Annotated in this window: 14 protein-coding genes; 7 read left to right on the plus strand and 7 right to left on the minus strand. The window is 65.1% G+C overall.

Translation table 11 applies throughout. From position 1 onward, the window contains the following. The first annotated feature begins 18 nt into the window (after positions 1-18). Positions 19-756 carry an endonuclease/exonuclease/phosphatase family protein gene (locus AC5P67_RS00775; protein ID WP_005411026.1) on the plus strand — a complete coding sequence of 246 codons (738 nt, stop codon included), beginning with the start codon at positions 19-21 and terminating at the stop codon, positions 754-756. A gap of 109 nt (positions 757-865) precedes the next feature. Here the strand turns inward: AC5P67_RS00775 and AC5P67_RS00780 are convergent, their stop codons facing one another. Next, positions 866-1,735, minus strand: coding sequence for an EamA family transporter (locus AC5P67_RS00780; protein WP_012481254.1), 870 nt, complete (start codon positions 1,733-1,735; stop codon positions 866-868). A 72-nt stretch (positions 1,736-1,807) separates the two neighbouring features. Between AC5P67_RS00780 and AC5P67_RS00785 the strand changes: the two genes are divergently transcribed. The 3 genes from AC5P67_RS00785 (at position 1,808) to fhuE (ending at position 5,182) form a co-directional block, all read left to right on the plus strand. Next, positions 1,808-2,290 carry an Lrp/AsnC family transcriptional regulator gene (locus AC5P67_RS00785; RefSeq protein WP_012481255.1) on the plus strand — a complete coding sequence of 161 codons (483 nt, stop codon included), beginning with the start codon at positions 1,808-1,810 and terminating at the stop codon, positions 2,288-2,290. Between the two features lie 9 nt (positions 2,291-2,299). After that, positions 2,300-2,851: a M23 family metallopeptidase gene (locus tag AC5P67_RS00790; protein ID WP_049396487.1), complete on the plus strand. Its 552-nt coding sequence runs from the start codon at positions 2,300-2,302 to the stop codon at positions 2,849-2,851. Between the two features lie 171 nt (positions 2,852-3,022). Beyond that, a complete protein-coding gene (fhuE, locus tag AC5P67_RS00795; protein WP_111117932.1) occupies positions 3,023-5,182 on the plus strand; it encodes a ferric-rhodotorulic acid/ferric-coprogen receptor FhuE in 2,160 nt (719 codons plus the stop codon). A 140-nt stretch (positions 5,183-5,322) separates the two neighbouring features. On the opposite strand, the gene AC5P67_RS00800 is transcribed toward fhuE, so the two are convergent. Both AC5P67_RS00800 and AC5P67_RS00805 read right to left on the minus strand, forming a co-directional pair. Further along, positions 5,323-6,504 carry a hypothetical protein gene (locus AC5P67_RS00800; RefSeq protein ID WP_012481258.1) on the minus strand — a complete coding sequence of 394 codons (1,182 nt, stop codon included), beginning with the start codon at positions 6,502-6,504 and terminating at the stop codon, positions 5,323-5,325. A 125-nt stretch (positions 6,505-6,629) separates the two neighbouring features. Continuing rightward, the gene (locus AC5P67_RS00805) at positions 6,630-9,491 is read right to left on the minus strand and encodes a TonB-dependent receptor plug domain-containing protein (protein ID WP_005414478.1); all 2,862 of its coding nucleotides are present in this window, start codon (positions 9,489-9,491) and stop codon (positions 6,630-6,632) included. A 362-nt stretch (positions 9,492-9,853) separates the two neighbouring features. Here AC5P67_RS00805 and AC5P67_RS00810 point away from each other — a divergent pair, with 362 nt between their 5' ends. Then, entirely contained in the window at positions 9,854-10,195 is a 342-nt protein-coding gene (locus AC5P67_RS00810; protein ID WP_134948574.1) for a hypothetical protein, read from the plus strand. 9 nt (positions 10,196-10,204) lie between these two features. Here the strand turns inward: AC5P67_RS00810 and AC5P67_RS00815 are convergent, their stop codons facing one another. After that, on the minus strand, positions 10,205-10,612 hold the full coding sequence (locus tag AC5P67_RS00815) for an ExbD/TolR family protein (RefSeq protein ID WP_043034017.1): 408 nt from the start codon (positions 10,610-10,612) through the stop codon (positions 10,205-10,207). Between the two features lie 151 nt (positions 10,613-10,763). Between AC5P67_RS00815 and AC5P67_RS00820 the strand changes: the two genes are divergently transcribed. Beyond that, a complete protein-coding gene (locus AC5P67_RS00820; RefSeq protein ID WP_495214263.1) occupies positions 10,764-12,749 on the plus strand; it encodes a transglycosylase SLT domain-containing protein in 1,986 nt (661 codons plus the stop codon). Positions 12,750-12,953: 204 nt separating this feature from the next. Then, positions 12,954-14,174, plus strand: a complete 1,221-nt coding sequence (locus tag AC5P67_RS00825) for a multifunctional CCA addition/repair protein (RefSeq protein ID WP_495214264.1) — start codon at positions 12,954-12,956, stop codon at positions 14,172-14,174. A 79-nt stretch (positions 14,175-14,253) separates the two neighbouring features. Here AC5P67_RS00825 and AC5P67_RS00830 read toward each other — a convergent pair whose 3' ends face one another. Genes AC5P67_RS00830 through AC5P67_RS00840 form a run of 3 tightly spaced genes read right to left on the minus strand, consistent with a single transcriptional unit; the run spans position 14,254 to position 16,123 of the window. Next, the gene (locus tag AC5P67_RS00830) at positions 14,254-14,688 is read right to left on the minus strand and encodes an SseB family protein (RefSeq protein ID WP_005411035.1); all 435 of its coding nucleotides are present in this window, start codon (positions 14,686-14,688) and stop codon (positions 14,254-14,256) included. A gap of 49 nt (positions 14,689-14,737) precedes the next feature. Beyond that, entirely contained in the window at positions 14,738-15,082 is a 345-nt protein-coding gene (locus AC5P67_RS00835) for a hypothetical protein (RefSeq protein ID WP_329754660.1), read from the minus strand. 3 nt (positions 15,083-15,085) lie between these two features. Further along, complete coding sequence (locus AC5P67_RS00840) at positions 15,086-16,123, minus strand: S41 family peptidase (protein WP_111117933.1); 1,038 nt, start codon at positions 16,121-16,123, stop codon at positions 15,086-15,088. Positions 16,124-16,500: the final 377 nt, after the last annotated feature.

The following is a 16,500-nucleotide window of genomic DNA, read 5'->3' on the forward strand; positions in this document are numbered from 1 at the left end:
CGTACACGGACCCTGCGCTTGCTGACGGCCAACATCCAGGCCGGCTCAAGTACCCGCCGCTACAGCGACTATGTGACCCGCAGCTGGTCACATGCGCTGCCGGCGGGTCGCAAGCGCAGCAGCCTTGACGCGATCGCCACCTTGGCGCGCGACCATGACATCGTCGGCCTGCAGGAGGCCGACCCGGGCAGCCTGCGCTCGGGCTTCACCAACCAGACCCACTATTTGGCCCAGCGCGCCGGCTTCAATTACTGGAGCCACCAGCCGAACCGGCGCATGGGTGGGGTCGCCTCCAGCGCCAACGGCCTGTTGAGCAAGCTGGAACCGGTTGAAGTGCAGGATCACGCCCTGCCCGGCCGCATCGGCGGGCGCGGCGTGCTGCTGGCCAAGTTCGGCGATGGCGCCGATGGCCTGGCGGTGGCTGTGGCCCATCTGTCGCTGGGCGCGGGATCGCGGATGTCGCAGCTGGGCTTCATCGCCGAGCTGTTGTCCGACCACCCCAACGCGGTGCTGATGGGCGACTTCAACTGCCTGGCCGAGCGCCCGGAAATGCAGGTGCTGTACCAGAAGACCCGGCTGCAGCCCCCGGGCTGCATCGTGCCGACCTTCCCCAGCTGGCGCCCGGACCGCGCCATCGACCACATCCTGGTCAGCAGCGGCCTGCAGACCCGCACCGTGGAAGCCGTACCGGCCGCGTTCTCCGATCACCTCGCCCTGGCGATGCAGATCGACGTCCCGGCCGACGCCCTGCGCTGACTCGCCGTTACGGTAGGTGCGGACCGTTGGTCCGCACGCTCTGCGCCGGGCGCCGCCCGGCGCCCCCTAAATCGGGGCACAAACGACTTAATCCCCTCCGTCCCCTTTTTCAGGCGGTGACGGGTGCCTTCAACCGCCGCGCGGTCATCGTGCTGCCCACCGAGGCCAACACCGTGCAGCCGATCGCCAGCCACTGCAGCCCGTGCAGGTGCTCGTGCAGCAACAGCATCGCCCACAGCGCGGCCACCGCCGGCTCCATGCTGATCAGGATGCCGAAGGTCTCCTTCGGCAGGCGCTTGAGCGCCATCATTTCCAGCGACATCGGGATCGCGCTGGACACCAGTGCCACCAGCAGGCCCGCCGCCAGGATCTTCGGGTCGAGCAGCGCCGCACCGGCATGCACCACGCCCACCGGTACCACCACCAGAGACGCCGCCAGCAGCCCCAGCGAGACCGAGTGCCCGGCATGCAGATGACCGGCACGCTTGCCGAACACGATGTACAGGCCCCAGCAGGCCGCAGCGCCCATCGCGTACAGCACGCCGGCCGGGTCCAGCGCGGGGCCACCGCCGATCGGCAGCAGCAACAGCAGCCCCACCGCCGCGCAGCCTACCCAGAGGAAATCGATCGGGCGTCGTGATGACAGCATCGCCACCGTCAGCGGCCCGGTGAACTCGATGGCCACCGCGATGCCGAAGGGAATCGTGCGCAGGGCCATGTAGAACAGCAGGTTCATCAGCCCCAGGGTGAGCCCGTAGCGCAGGATGGTGATTGCATCCACGCGGCTGGTCTTCCAGCGCCATGGTCGCCAGAACAGCAGTAGCAACAGCGCTGAAAAGCCCACGCGCAGCGCGCTGGTGCCCTGCGCACCGATCAGCGGGAACAGGTGTTTTGCGTAGGAAGTGCCGATGGCCAGCGAGGTGACCGAGCCGAGCACCGCCAGCGCCGGCAACATCGGCGCAAGTCGTGAGGTCTGCATCCGCAAAGTCTATTGCGTCGGCGCCGAGCACTTGGCTCAATTGATAGCCTGTTCGTGCAACTTCTGCTCGCCATGGCCATCGCTCCCGTGCTCGACAGTTTCGACCGCGCCATCCTCGACCTCCTGCAGCGGGACAACACCCTGCCGCAGCGCGAAATCGCCGAGTCCGTGCACCTGTCCACCCCGGCCGTGCAACGGCGCATCAAGCGCCTGCAGGACAGTGGCGTGATCGCGGCCAACGTGGCGGTGGTCGCCGCAGCCAAGATCGGTCGGCCGCTGACCATCATCGTCGAGGTGCGCGTGGTCAGCGAGCAGCGCGACCGCGTGGCGCCGTTCAGGCGCCGCGTGCAGGACGACCCTGCGGTGCAGCAGTGCTACTCCATCACCGGCGATGGCGATTTCCTGCTGCTGCTTTCGGCGGCGTCGATGGAAGAGTACGAGGCCATCACCGAGCGGTTGTTCGGCGGTGATGACAACATCGAGCGCTTCCGCACCTCGGTGGCGCTGGGCACGTTGAAGCGGAGTTTCGAGGTCCCGCTGGCACCGGTTCTGTAGCGTCGAGCCATGAATACACCGTCCTCCCACGCCCAACGCCTGCGCCGCTGGTTGCTGCGTAGCCTGTGGCTGGCCATTGCGCTCATCGCGGCGATGACGCTGTGGAACAGCCCATGGGCGGCCGCACCGAAGATGCTGTGGGAGCTCTCGCGGATGCCGCCGGCCACGCAACTACCGGTGCCGGTGGACGGCGTGCGGCCACGCCAGATCGCCGATACCTTCGGCGCGCCACGTGGCCGTGACCGCTCCCACGCCGGCATCGACATCTTCGCCAAACGCGGCACCCCAGTGCGCAGCGCCACGGCCGGTGTCGTCGCGGATGTCAGCGAACGCGGGCTCGGCGGGCGTCAGGTCTGGGTGATCGGGCCTGGGCGCGAACGCTACTACTACGCGCATCTGGAGGACTGGGCCGACGGCCTGGCACGCGGCCAGGTGGTGCAACCCGGCGATCTGCTCGGCCATGTCGGCGACAGCGGCAACGCCAAGGGCACGCCGCCGCACCTGCACTGGGGCGTCTACGGCACCGACGGCGCGCGCGACCCGCTGCCATTGCTGCGCTGACTGCCACTGCGCACCCGCAGACCGATCTGTTCATGATTTGTAAATAGGAATAGTTCGTATTACCATTTCTTTCGTTTCCGGTGGTGCCAGGACGGCCTGCCCGTCCGTTTCCCACCCTTAGCGCCTCGCCTCTGGATGCCGGCCGAGCGCGCGTGCTCGTCCAGGACCCCCATGACCCGTTCCGTCTTCCGTACGCCGCAGCCACAACGGCTGTCCGTTGCCGTGCTCGCCGTTCTCTGCGCCGTGGCCCCGGCCGCCTTCGCCGAAACCGCCGCCGATCCGACCAACCTCGACAAGGTGGTGGTGAAGGGTGAACGCGCCGAAGGCTATTCGGTGCGCCGCACCTCGGCCGGTACCCGCTTCGACCTGGCCCCGCGCGAGATCCCGCAGTCGATCAGCATCATCAGCCACCAGCGCATCGAAGATCAGAACCTGGACGACATCATCGACGTGCTGGCCAACACCACCGGCGTGACCAGCACCCAGTCCGACAGCGAACGCACCGAGTTCTACGCGCGCGGTTTCTACATTGATGCCTACCAGTTCGATGGCCTGCCGACGCAGATGGTGCAGAACTGGAGCTACGGTGATTCCGGCCTGGACCTGGCGCTGTACGACCGCGTGGAAGTGGTGCGTGGTGCCACCGGCCTGCTCAGTGGTGCCGGCAATCCGTCCGCGTCGGTGAACCTGATCCGCAAGCATGCCGACAGCGCCGAACTGAACGGCAGCGTCTCGGTGAACGTCGGCAGCTGGGGCCGCACCCGCACCACCGTGGACGTGGGCAGTGCGCTGAACGCCAGCGGCACCGTGCGCGGCCGCGTGATCGGCAGCTACCTGGACACCGACGGCCAGATGGATCGCTACAACCAGCGCAAGACGCTGGGCTATGCGGTCATCGACGCCGACCTGACCCCGGACACCCAGCTGAGCGTGGGCTACGACTACCAGCAGAAGCGCGCCAACGGCGCGACCTGGGGCGGCTTCCCGATGCTGTACTCCGATGGCTCGCGCACCGGCTATGACGAATCGTTCAACGCCAGCCCGAACTGGACCTACTGGGACACCACCAGCAAGCGCGCGTTCGCCACCCTGCAGCACGCCTTCAGCAATGGCTGGAAGTTCAAGGTCGGTGCCACGCACGATGAGACCAAGGCCGACGACAAGCTGTTCTACCCGGCATACAACGACTGGACCACGGGCGCATCGAACTTCGACAGAACCAACGGCACGGGCATCTCGCCTTCCGCGGGTTTCTACAACACCGAGCGCAAGGTCACCGGTGTTGATGGCTACGTTGACGGTCCGTTCCAGCTGTTCGGCCGCGAGCACCAGTTCATGGCCGGACTGAGCTACAACAAGCGAGACTATGCCAACTATGGCGACTACCAGGTCGGTGGCGCCGGCAAGACCTGGGACCCGTTCACCAGCTACCTGCACTGGACCGGCAACATCAGCGAGCCGAACTGGAACCCGCTGGCACTGGCCAGCCAGGGCACCATCACCCAGAAGGCCGGTTACGCCGCCGCACGCCTGTCACTGGCCGATCCGTTGAAGCTGATCATCGGCGCCCGCTACACCGACTGGAAGAGCGAAGGCGAAGGCGCCGACCGCGCACACAAGGTCACCACGCCGTATGCAGGGCTGGTGTTCGACATCAACGATACGTACTCGACCTACGCCAGCTACACCGAGATCTTCCAGCCGCAGACGCTGAAGGATCGCGACGGCAGCTATCTCGATCCGGTCGATGGCAAGAGCTACGAGGTGGGCGTCAAGGGGGCATGGTTCGACAACCGCCTGAATGCCTCGCTGGCGGTGTTCCGCATCGAACAGGACAACGTCGGCCAAGCCACCGGCGAGCCGGTGCAGGGCAGCCCGAACGAGTTCGCCTATCGCGCCGCACGCGGCACCGTCAGCCGTGGCTTCGAGTTCGAGGTGAACGGTGAACTGGCACCGGGCTGGAATGCCACCTTCGGCGCCTCGCGCTACGTGGCCAAGGACATCAACGACGCCGACATCAACACCAACCTGCCGCAAACCGCCCTGAAGCTTTTCACCAGCTACACCCCGCAGTCGCTGCAGGAACTGACCGTCGGTGGCGGCGCCAACTGGCAGAACCGCATCTACTACCCGGTACCTGCCTACGGCCGCATCAAGCAGAGTGGCTATGCACTGGTCAGCGCCTTCGTGCGCTACCGCATCTCGCCGGAGTTCAGCGTGCAGGCCAACCTCAACAACCTGCTGGACAAGAAGTACCTGTCGCAGATCAACGGCTACGGTGCGTATGGCGATGGCCGCAACGGCTCGCTGACGTTCACCTGGTCGTTCTGATGTAAACAGCGCCGGGTTGATCCCGGCGCTCACAGCACGTGGAAAGCCGAGCGCATGCTCAGCACATTCATTTCACAACAGCATCATCGCTCTGCTTCCTCAGCAGTCAGTGCGTACAGGCGTAGGCCCGGACCAATGCCTCAGTCAAATATCATTTCACTGAAGAATAGGTCACCGTAATCAAGGCGCGAATGATTGCCTTCAGTGACGATGGAAATTGCCTGCTCACCTGGAGCCACTTGTTCCAGCACACTTCGGACATCCCTTTTGTCCTGAGAAAACTCAAGCACTGCAGGAGCGCTGATACCTCTGCGTATTGTTAGGCGACGGGCAATTTCCCCTGAGTCCAACTTAATCGCAGGGATCTCAACCTGCACGGTCTTCACTGAGAACGCCCCCTGATCTTCCTGCCTGAGCCCCTCCAACTCCAGATCCAATTCTGCCTGAACCGCCCGCCAGCGATCATCTGGATCAGACATGGCACTACGCCGCTCCATTGGCGTAAGTAATTTCATCTCAGTGTCACCCATACCTTGCGAATCCGGCCAAGCTACTTCGAACGCAAGACGCGAGAATCCGGACAAATTAATCGCCTTAGCAAAGCTAAGTCGCTTCATGACCTCCTGAGCCCTGCCTTTATTTCTTGCATTAACAACAGTGAGTGCCGGCGGCTCTGGATCAACCACAACTATCCTCGACGAGGATCGACTTCTTTCATCACTGAGCAGCACACCGATGACAAGGCTTTCCCCACGCAGCCCTCCCTCAATGCGGATCCCCTTCTTCTGCTCCTTACCCGTAGCCATAGCCCGATCAAGATAGGATCTTCCGCTCTGGGTACCTTTGCACTCGAGTACATGCATGAGCCCATTCTTATCTTCAATGACAAAATCCGGACACTTCCCAGGACCAACCTTAGGGATCTTCTTCTTACTCTTCCTCACCCCCATGTTGACTATGAACTGACGGCCATCAACAATATTTTTCGCCCCACCGAGTTGTTCGACCAGCCAATTTACAGACAGGGCAACTCCAAAGTCATCACTGAGAATCCCTCGCTGGTGAGGATCCAAATTTGTGAACGGAAGACTTATTCGAAGATCGTCGGTAGCAGCGCATGCAGAAAAATATCTGACGCATGCCCAGTACCTCTCTGGCGACCCTGCAGACAGCCCATTTGGCGAAGTTAGCGCACCAAGGAGAAGCAGGGACTGACCAATGTCGACTATTTGCTTTGGCTGCGCCTTCAACCCCCATGGTGGTACAGACTTCTTCTTCCAACTCTTCTCGTTGATCTCGACCAAGATTTCTTTGGAGAACATGTCGTTCCTTGACTGGAAGGTTCGACGACAATTTAGCGCTATCGAGATGACCCTGCCAACTTCATGATTCTCATCATCGTCAAAAAATACCGGCACCGGAATTACCCCGGCACCGGCACTTCAAACTAGAACCGCAGATCCGCGCGCAGGTACCAGTAGCGGCCACGCGGGATGTCGTAGGTCGAAGCGTCGTAGCCGTTCAACGAGCACGACAGGCAGATCGGCGGATCCTTGTCGAACACGTTGTTCAGGCCGGCGGTCAGCTGCAACCCCTTCATCCAGTCGATCTTGTAGCCCACCTGCATGTCGTGGAAGGTGGTGGCCGACAGCGTGTTGGTGCCCGCTGCCTGGTTGCTGCACACCGGGAAGGCCGCGGCATCGCCACAGTTCTCGGTCAGCTCGGAGATGTGCCGCACCGTCCAGTTGGCGCTCCAGCGATCCATCGTCCAGCCGATGCTGGCATTGCTGGTCCACTCCGGAATCGAGCTGTCGGCCACTTCCACGCCCGGCTTCTGCGGCTGCTTCTGCCCGGCCGCGCCGGTGGCCTCGTAACGGCCGACGAAGGTGTTCTTCCACGCCAGCTTGAACTGGCCGATGGAGGTCTGCGGCAGGGTCCAGAACAGATCCACGTCCCAGCCGTCGGTCTTGATCGACCCCAGGTTGGTCAGGCGGTTGTTGAAGCTGCTGACCGCACCGGTGCTGGCACGGGTGATGCCATCGCAGTAGACCGGGTCCAGCGTATCCACGCACAGGTCCAGCTGGGTCTGCGCGTTGATCGCTTGGATCGCACCATCGATGGCGTGGCGGTAGAAGGTCACTTCCACGTCGAAGCGCTCCGACCACGACGCATTGTTGCCGAACCATGGGCTCCACACGAAGCCGGCGCTGAAGCTGCGCGAGCGTTCCGGCTCCAGCTCACGGTTGCCGCCGGTGGTCACCGAGATCTGCGAGTTGGCCTGCTGGAAGCCGGCCGGCACGCCCAGCGCGGCACAGTTGGCGGCGCTGCCACGCGGCGGAGTGCCGCCCAGACCCACCGAGCACGGGTCGAACAGCTGCAGGTCGGCACGCGCCGCCGAGCCGTACAGTTCACCGATCGACGGTGCGCGGAAGCCCTCGGCGTAGGTGGTGCGCAGCACGAAGTCATCGGTCACCTGCCAGCGCAGGCCGTACTTGGGCGTGAATTCACCACCAAAGGTGGAGTAGTCCGAATAGCGGCCGGCCAGGCTCAGGTCCAGCTTCTTGCCGAACGAGGAATCGGCGAAGATCGGCACGCTCAACTCCAGGTAGGCCTCGTTGACGTCGTAGGAACCGGAGGTCGGCTGCGACGGCACGCCGTTGTAGTGGCCGATCACTGTCAGCGGATCGGGCTGGTAGGAGCCCTTGTACTTGCGGTACTCGAAGCCGGTGGCGAAGGATACCGGACCGGCCGGCAGCGAGAACAGCTCGCTGGACAGGTTGGCGGTGAACAGGCTCAGTTCGTTCTGGCTGCGGTCGCGCACCACCGGCTGGATCCACTTCAGCATGTCCGGGGTGATCGAACCGACGCCGCCGAAGATGTTCAACGGCACGCAGCCCGGCGTGGCCGCACAGACGGACGGATCGCCCAGCGCCATGTTCACCTTGTAGATGTCATAGCTGCCGTAGTTGGTCTGTTCGGCCTTGTTCTTGCTGTACATGCCGTTGACGTCCCAGTACCAGCTGCGGTCGGCGGCATGGAAATCACCGACCAGGCCGGTGGCGAAGTAAGTGGTGTCCACTTTCTGCTTGAACACGCGCGCACCGCCTTCCACCGGGCGACGACCGATCAGGCTCATGTTGTCGCCGGAAACCAGATCGAAGCCGAACGGGTTGTACGGATTCAGGCGCGAGACCACGATGTTGTCGGCCAGCGGATTGCCGGTCGCGCCATCGGGGCCGAAGAACAGCGGCTCCGGGCCGGCCTGGTTGGTCGACTCACGACGGTTGCCCAGGGCCTTGACGTACCACTGCACGTTGTCGGTGATGTCGAAGCGGAACTGACCGAACAGGCCTTTGCGCTCCGACGGCGTCAGCACCATGTTGTATTCGGCGAAGTTGAAGCGGTCGGCGGTGGTGAAGCAGTGGTAGTCATCCGTGCGGCTGCAGCCGGCGCTGCCGTCGTAGCGCGGATTGCTCACGCCGGTATTGGGCACGATGTTCTGCACCGCACCGGTGTTCGGGTCGGTGAACATGAAACGGCCCTGCGGAATGCCACCGCTGCCGAACGCCAGGCCGGTGCCGGGAATCGGGAAGCGCGACTGCTCGCGGTCCTTGGCGAATACCGGATCCTGCTTGGTCCAGCTGGCGCCCAGGAACAGGCTGAAGCGGTCGCCACTCTTGCCCCAGGCCAGGTCCACGCCCTTCTGCGTGCCGTCGCCCTTGCTGTACTCGCCGTAGTTCAGCGTCACCTGCCCACCATCGAAGTCACGGCGGGTGATGATGTTGACCACGCCGGCAATGGCATCGGAGCCGTACAGCGACGACGCGCCATCTTCCAGCACCTCGATGCGCTCGACGATGGCCAGCGGAATGGTATTGAGATCGGTAGCCGAGCCGACGCCGGAGGCGGACGACTCATTGACCCAGCGGATGCCATCGACCAGCACCAGCACGCGCTTGGCCCCCAGGTGGCGCAGATCGACCTGCGCCGAGCCGGCACCCACGCCACTGCCATCGGGCGGGAAACCGAAGTTGCCGGACGAGTTGAACTTGGCGTTGAGCGCCGAACCGGAACCGGTGAGCTGCTGCAGCACTTCGCCGATCGAGGTCAGGCCGGTGCGTTCGATGTCACCGCGCGTCAATGTCTGGATCGGCACCTGGCCTTCGACTTCAGCGCGCTTGATGCGGGTACCGGTGACTTCCACCGCATCGAGGTTGGTGGTGGATTGCGCAGCGGCACCCAACGGTGCCAGGGCCGTCACGCACAGCGCAACGGCAACCGCCAACGGGCGGTGATGCAGGTGAATCATTCGCTCTCTCTCCAAAGGAATGTCGGGACATGGACTGCCGCGCTCCCCCCTGCGTGGCGGCAGCGTCTCCTTTGTAAACAAGTGGTAAAAATCACGGCGTGATGATCGACACTATTTCACGCGGAATTGACGCAATTGCAGGCCGATTACGTCAGATAGCTGCAGGTTATGACCGGACGATACTGTTCGCAGCAGGCAGCCTTGATGCTGGCTGCGACAGCGCGCGCCGGGAACTGCCGCATTCATGAAAAAGGTCTTTGCCGGACCGTTTCAGGAATAGTTTGAAATTCCTTCGTTTAGAAGGCCCCGCTAGTCGACCCCGTGCAGACTCGCACCTGCAGCCATTCGCGGGAGGATCGATCATGAAAGCAGCAACTGCCGTGCCGGGCGTCATGATGGTACTGACGCTGCTTCTTTCCTTGGCAGGCGAATCAAGGGCAGGCGGCGTGATCGAGTGCAACAACTGCCCCTCTCCCAGCGATGCGGCCTTGGCCTCGGGAGAGGGACTGACGGTTGTGGTGGATTTCGAGAGAGCCGAGTTGACTGCTTTCGACGTTGAACATGACCCTGAGAGCAGAAAGTGGCGAGCACATCCGACAGCGGTTCCAGCGCAGATTGAAATGGCTTTTCTGCGGATCCTGGATGCGACACTGTCAGCAGGGCAAGCGCCGCTCATGCAGCAATCACCGCATGAGCGGCAGTGAGACAACGCCCTACCGCACGAACGCAATGCGCTCCATACCGGTGGCCTCGGCAGCGGCCAGAATCCGCGCCATGCCTTCGTACTCGGCCGCCGGATCGGTGGCGATGCGCAGCTCCGGCAGGTTGCCGGCATGTTCGCCCACCTGTGCCTGCAGGCGCGCCTGCAGATCGCCGATGACCATCGGCTGGCCATTCCAGCTGAGCTGGTTGCCAGCGTCCAGGCTCAGCTCGATCGGCGGTGGCGGTTCGAGGCGATCGATCGTGCGATCGGTGGACTGTGGCAGCTGCACGGCAATCGGCCGGGCCACGATCGGCGCGGTCACGATGAAGATGATCAACAGCACCAGCATCACATCCACCAGTGGCGTGACATTGATGTCCGCCAGCGGGCCGCTTCTTCCTGCGCTACTGAACGCCATGTGCCGCTCCGTGCAGCCGGGCCGTTCGCCCAAGGCCGACAGTACGTCGCCTTCCGTCACCTGCGGCAGTGGCCTGTACGGGTTCATTCAGCTGTCGTTGCCAACGCCCGGCGTGCACACAATGCGAAACTGAATTCAGCCAGCCCCCGCTATGCTGGGCGCCATGACCCGACGCTCTTCGACCGCCCTGTCCCTGCTGCCCTTGGCCACCACGCTGCTGATCGGCTGCGCCAATGCCCAGTCCCTCGACGCCCAGAACGCGCAGCTGAAGGCCGCGATCGCTGCCGCCGAACGCGGCCAGTTCGACCCCGGCCAGGCCGCCGCACTCAGTCGCCATCCGGCTTACGGCTGGCTTGAGTACGCCAACCTGCGCCGCAACATCGACACCGTCGATACCGCGCAGGCGCAGGCCTTCCTCAAGCGCTATGACGGCCAGGCCGTGGCCAACACGTTCCGCAGCGTGTGGTTGCCCTCGGTCGCACGCCGCCAGGACTGGCCCACCCTGCTCGCCAACTGGGCGCCCACCGACAACGTCGGGCTGCGCTGTGCGCAGCTGACCGCGCGCCAGGTGACGGGCAAGGTCGATCCGCAGTGGATCAGCGAGGCACAGGACCTGTGGCGCAAGAACGGCAAGTCGCTGCCGGACGGCTGCGACGCGGTATTCGCCGTGCTGCAGGCACAAGGCGGCCTGAGCGACGCCCTGCGCTGGGAGCGTATCGATGCCGCCGCCGACGCACAGCAGCCGGCCGTGATGCGCAGCGCCGCACGCGGCCTGCCCGCCGCGGACCTGGCGCAGGCCAACAGCTACGCCGCCTTCGTCGACAAGCCCAATGCCAGCGCATTGAACTGGCCGCGCAACGAGCGCAGCCGGCGCATCGCCACCGACGGCCTGGCCAAGCTGGCCAAGGCCGACCCGGCCGCCACCGAACAGCAGTTGCCGCAGTACGCCCAGGCGCTCGGCCTGAGTGCCGAGCAGCAGGGCCAGGTGCTGTACCAGATCGCGCTGTGGACGGTGGCTTCCTACCTGCCCGATTCGGCACGCCGCCTCAACGCAGTGCCTGAATCGGCGTATGACGAACGCCTGCATGAATGGCGCGTGCGCGAGGCGATGTCGCGCGGTGACTGGCCGGCGGCACTGACCGCGATCCGCAAGATGGCCAGCAAGCAGCGCAGCGACCCGCGCTGGCGCTACTTCGAAGGCCGCATGCTGGAGAAGACCGGCCAGTCCCAGCAGGCGCAGCCGCTGTTCCGCGAGGCCGCGCGCGCACCGACCTTCCACGGCTTCCTGGCTGCCGACAAGCTGCAGCAGGGCTATACCCTGTGCCCCTGGAAGCCGAATGACAGCGCGCAGGCACAGGAGGTGATCGCGCGTGACCCGGCCATCCAGCGCGCGATGGCGCTGTACCAGATCGACCGCACCGGCTGGGCCGTGGCCGAATGGAACAGCGCGCTGTCGCGCTTCGATGACACCCAGCGCCGCCTCGCCGTGCGCGTGGCGCAGGACAACGGCTGGTTCGACCGCGCCGTGTTCGCACTGGGCAAGCAACCGCAGGAGCAGCGCCTGTACGACCTGCGCTTCCCGCTGCACCACGACGCCACCATCCGCCGTGAATCAGCACGCAATGCAATCGACCCGGCCTGGGTGGCGGCGGAAATCCGCGCCGAGAGCACTTTCACCCCGCGTGCGCGCTCGCCTGCAAACGCCATGGGCCTGATGCAGGTGCTGCCGGCCACCGGTGCCGGCGTGGCCAAGTCGATCGGCCTGACCGGCTACGGCGGCGCCGACAGCCTCTACGACCCGGACACCAACATCGCCATCGGCACCGCCTACCTGCGCCAGCTGATGAACAAGTACGACGGCCTGCCGTACGTGACCATCGCCGCCTACAACGCCGGCCCGACCCCGACCGCGCGCTGGCAGGGCCAGCGCCCGGGCTTTGACCCGGACCTGTGGATCGAGACCATCAGCTACAAGGAAACCCGCGAGTACGTGGCGCGCGTGCTGGCCTTCAGCGTGATCTACGACTGGCGCCTCAATGGTGATGCACTGCCGCTGAGCGACCGCCTGATGGGCCGCCTGGTGGACAAGCGCAAGAACTTCAGCTGCGCCGCCAACGCCGAGCAGGGCGGGGATTGATCGCAACACGGTACTGCCGGCCGCTGGCCGGCATTCCCCGGTATCCACGCCCAGGAGTGAAACGATGAGCCTGCTGGCCTGGATCAGGCTGGCCGCTGTATCGGTAGTGCCGGCCGCTGGCCGGCAGCTTCGGGGTGACTGCGGTTGCCGGCCAGCGGCCGGCACTACCGGTGCATCTGCGCCGGGCATGCGATGATTCCAGCCATGAAGATCTATCTTGTCGGCGGCGCCGTACGCGACCGCCTGCTGCAGCGCCCCGCCGGCGACCACGACTGGGTGGTGGTTGGCGCCACGCCCGCGCAGATGGAAGCGCAGGGCTACACCGCGGTCGGCCGCGATTTCCCGGTATTCCTGCATCCAAAGACCGGTGAGGAGTACGCACTGGCGCGCACCGAGCGCAAATCCGGCCGCGGCTATCGCGGCTTTGTGGTCGATGCCGACCCGGGAGTGACGCTGGAAGAAGACCTGCAGCGCCGCGACTTCACCATCAATGCGATTGCCTGCGATGAGGAGACCGGCACGCTGGTCGATCCTTACGGCGGCGTGCGTGATATCGAGCAGCGCGTGCTGCGCCATGTCGGCCCTGCGTTCGTGGAAGATCCGTTGCGCGTGCTGCGCGCGGCGCGCTTCATGGCGCGCTTCGCCCCGCTGGGCTTCACCGTTGCGCCGGAAACGATGGATTTGATGCGCGAGATCGCCGCCAGTGGCGAACTGGATGCACTGGTGCCGGAGCGAGTGTGGCAGGAACTGCGCAAGGCGCTGGTCAGTGAGCAGCCCTCCGCCTTCCTGCGCACGCTGCACGATGCACATGCACTGGGCCCGATCCTGCCCGAGCTCGAAGCACTGTATGGCGTGCCGCAGCGTGCCGAATTCCACCCGGAAGTCGATACCGGTATCCACCAGGAAATGGTCAGCGACATGGCGGCGAAGCTGGCCCCCGGCGATGACCTGGTCGGCTTTGCCGCGCTTACCCACGATCTCGGCAAGGGCCTGACCCCGCCGGAGGAGTGGCCGCGCCACATCATGCACGAACAGCGCGGTATCAAACCCCTGAAGGCGCTGTGCGCGCGGTTGAAGATTCCTGCCGAGCACCAGCAGCTGGCCGAAGCGGTCTGCCGGGAGCACTTGAACGTGCACCGCATCGACGAACTCCGCGATGCCACCGTGTTGGAACTACTGGGCCGCTGTGATGCGCTGCGCCGGCCGGAGCGCGTGGCCCGCATCGCACTGTGCTGCGAGGCCGACAAACGCGGCCGGCTCGGCTTCGAGGACGCCGACTACCCGCAGGGCGAAACGCTCAAGCGCCTGCACCAGGCGGCACTGTCAGTACAGGCGCGGGACCTGGATACCACCCATCTGAAGGGCCCGGCCATCGGTGAAGCGTTGGCCAAGGCGCGCGTAAAAGCCATCGCCGCCGCCCGCTGATCCGCAACCGCCGTGGCGGCCGCGCACCGACTCCAATGGGTAGTGCCGGCCGCTGGCCGGCAACCCTATATCGCTGGCTTCAATGCGCCATCCCGCGGGTGATCGCCGCCGCCCGCTGTTTCAGCTGGGCCACGGCATCGGGAATCATCTCCATGCCCACGTCCAGGCCGGGGTTCAGCACCAGGCCGACGCCGTCGCCGATCCCGGCCAGCAGCGCGTGCACCGCGATCGGCATGGCATGCGCGAACTGCGGCAGCTGCTCGTGCCACAGGCCCGCGCGCTCGGGCGCGGTGAACACCGCGAACATCGGCTCGCCGCTCTCGCTGGTCAGCACCAGCGGCGAGATGCTCTCGTCCCAGGCACCGTCTTCGCCGATGGCCTTGTCCAGCAGCACGAACGCCGTCGAGGTCAGCAGGCCATCGAGGAACTGCGATGCGGTCAGCGTGCCGTCCTGGGCCTGCAGCAGGCGCACCTCGAGGTCGTTGAGGGGTTCGAACGGGGTGTCGTGGTCCATGGTCGGTTCCGGTACGTGGTTGCAGGGCAGACTTTAACAGGCCCGCTCCTCAACCGAGGAATCCATGCCGCCACAGCCAGCCCAGCGCGGCCAGCCCGGCCAGCCCGGCCAGCCCGGCCAGCATCAACGGCAGGCCGAAGCGGTGCCGCCACGGGATCGGCACCCCGCCCAGCTGCTGGTCCATGGTCTCGGTATCCAGCACCCAGCCGTGCCCGCACCGGGTGCAGGCCAGCTCGTAGCGGCGCTGGTAGGTGAGGCCAAACAGCAGGTCGATGCGCGCCATTTTGTAGCGCAGTTGCGGGGCGAACTCGGTTTCCGTCTGGCAGCGCAGGCAGTGGTGGGCTTCGGTCGGGCCGACCACCACCACCCGCTCCTGCTGGCCGATCAGGATCATGGGTCAGCGCGCCTGGCAGGCGGGCTGGGCCAGCAGCCAGGCTTGGGCGGCGGCCAAAGTGGCGGCATCACCCTCGATACGCTGGTCGGGCTCGATCTTCAAGCCATCACCACGATCATTGCGGTCGCGCATCACGGTGGTGGTCAGCAGCAGGCGACTGCCATCGGCAAGCGTCTGCACGACATTGCCAGTGGAGACACCCGCAGTGGGCTGACCGAAACTCCGCGTCTGCGGACGACCTCGCCACGCCAGCACCGAGGCCTCGCCCGAACTGCCGGTGCGCGGCCCGAACAGCACCGCCACCGGCGCGCCGGGCTGCCGCAGCACATAGCCGGACTGGCCGAAGTCCAGCACCGACTTGCCTGCACGCTGCACGGCGGTCGCGGTCAACGTCCAGCGCTCAAGCCCCTGTGCAGTTTCGAACGACCCCACATCTTCGTTGTTCACTACCGAGGTGCGCAGCAGCGGTGCCATGCCCAGCAGCATCGGCCACATGTTGCCACCGCTGTTGTCACGCAGGTCGACGATCCAGCCACAGCGCGCGCCGTCGTCCTTGCTGCGGATGACCTGCTGCCACCGCGCAGCACGCTCGATGTCCTGGCGGAACTTTTCCTGCGGCGTCGCGCCCGGCGTGGAGGCGTAGCCCTCGATGACCACCCAGCCGATGCGCATATCCACCGCATCGGCCGCCTTGGCCCGGTCCACGGCGGCGGCGCCGGCCTGCTGCGCCCGCGCAAGGAATTCGCTCTGGCGCTGGGTCGTCGTCCATACGCCGTGATTGCCCGTGCTGACCGCAATGGCTTCGCGCAGAACGGCCAGCCGTTGCGCGGGGTCGCCCTGCGCCGATTGCAGGCGTACGCGGGTGGCGGCCCAGTCCACCCGATCGCGATACAGCGCCTGGCGTTCAAGCAGATTGAGGATCTCGGCCTGGGCCACCGGCGAGGGCACCTCGACCGCGCCTGGCGTATCGGCCATGGCGCCGGTCGCCAGCAACACGAGCATCAGCGCGCCGATGCGACGCACTCCCTTGCGAACCTGCATGTGACGTTTCCTTGTCGTTGAGGCAGGCGCACAGCATAGCCCGCAGGTGATGGCTTTCGCCATGCGCGAACTGTCGTATCTGGCCCCGCCGCGGGTTGCAGCAAGACAGCGTGCACGCGATCAGTAAATTTCAACTTTGCCCATGTCATTGCCACGTAGAACGCGAGAAGGTTGCCTCCGTCGGCGCCTCCTGCGCTGGCCGGGATTGGCGTCCTGAATCAAACATCGAAACGATCGAGTTGCCGCCTCAGCGGCAATCGCGACAATGCACCGGCTTGCCCATGGCGGGCGGTGCGTGGGGATCCTCGTGATCCGTCGGCTTTTTTTCGTTTCGATTTTGACCGGCACGCCAACCCGCACCGCCCGCCACCTTGCAC

It is taken from the genome of Stenotrophomonas sp. YJH_SMC_21, assembly GCF_059369555.1.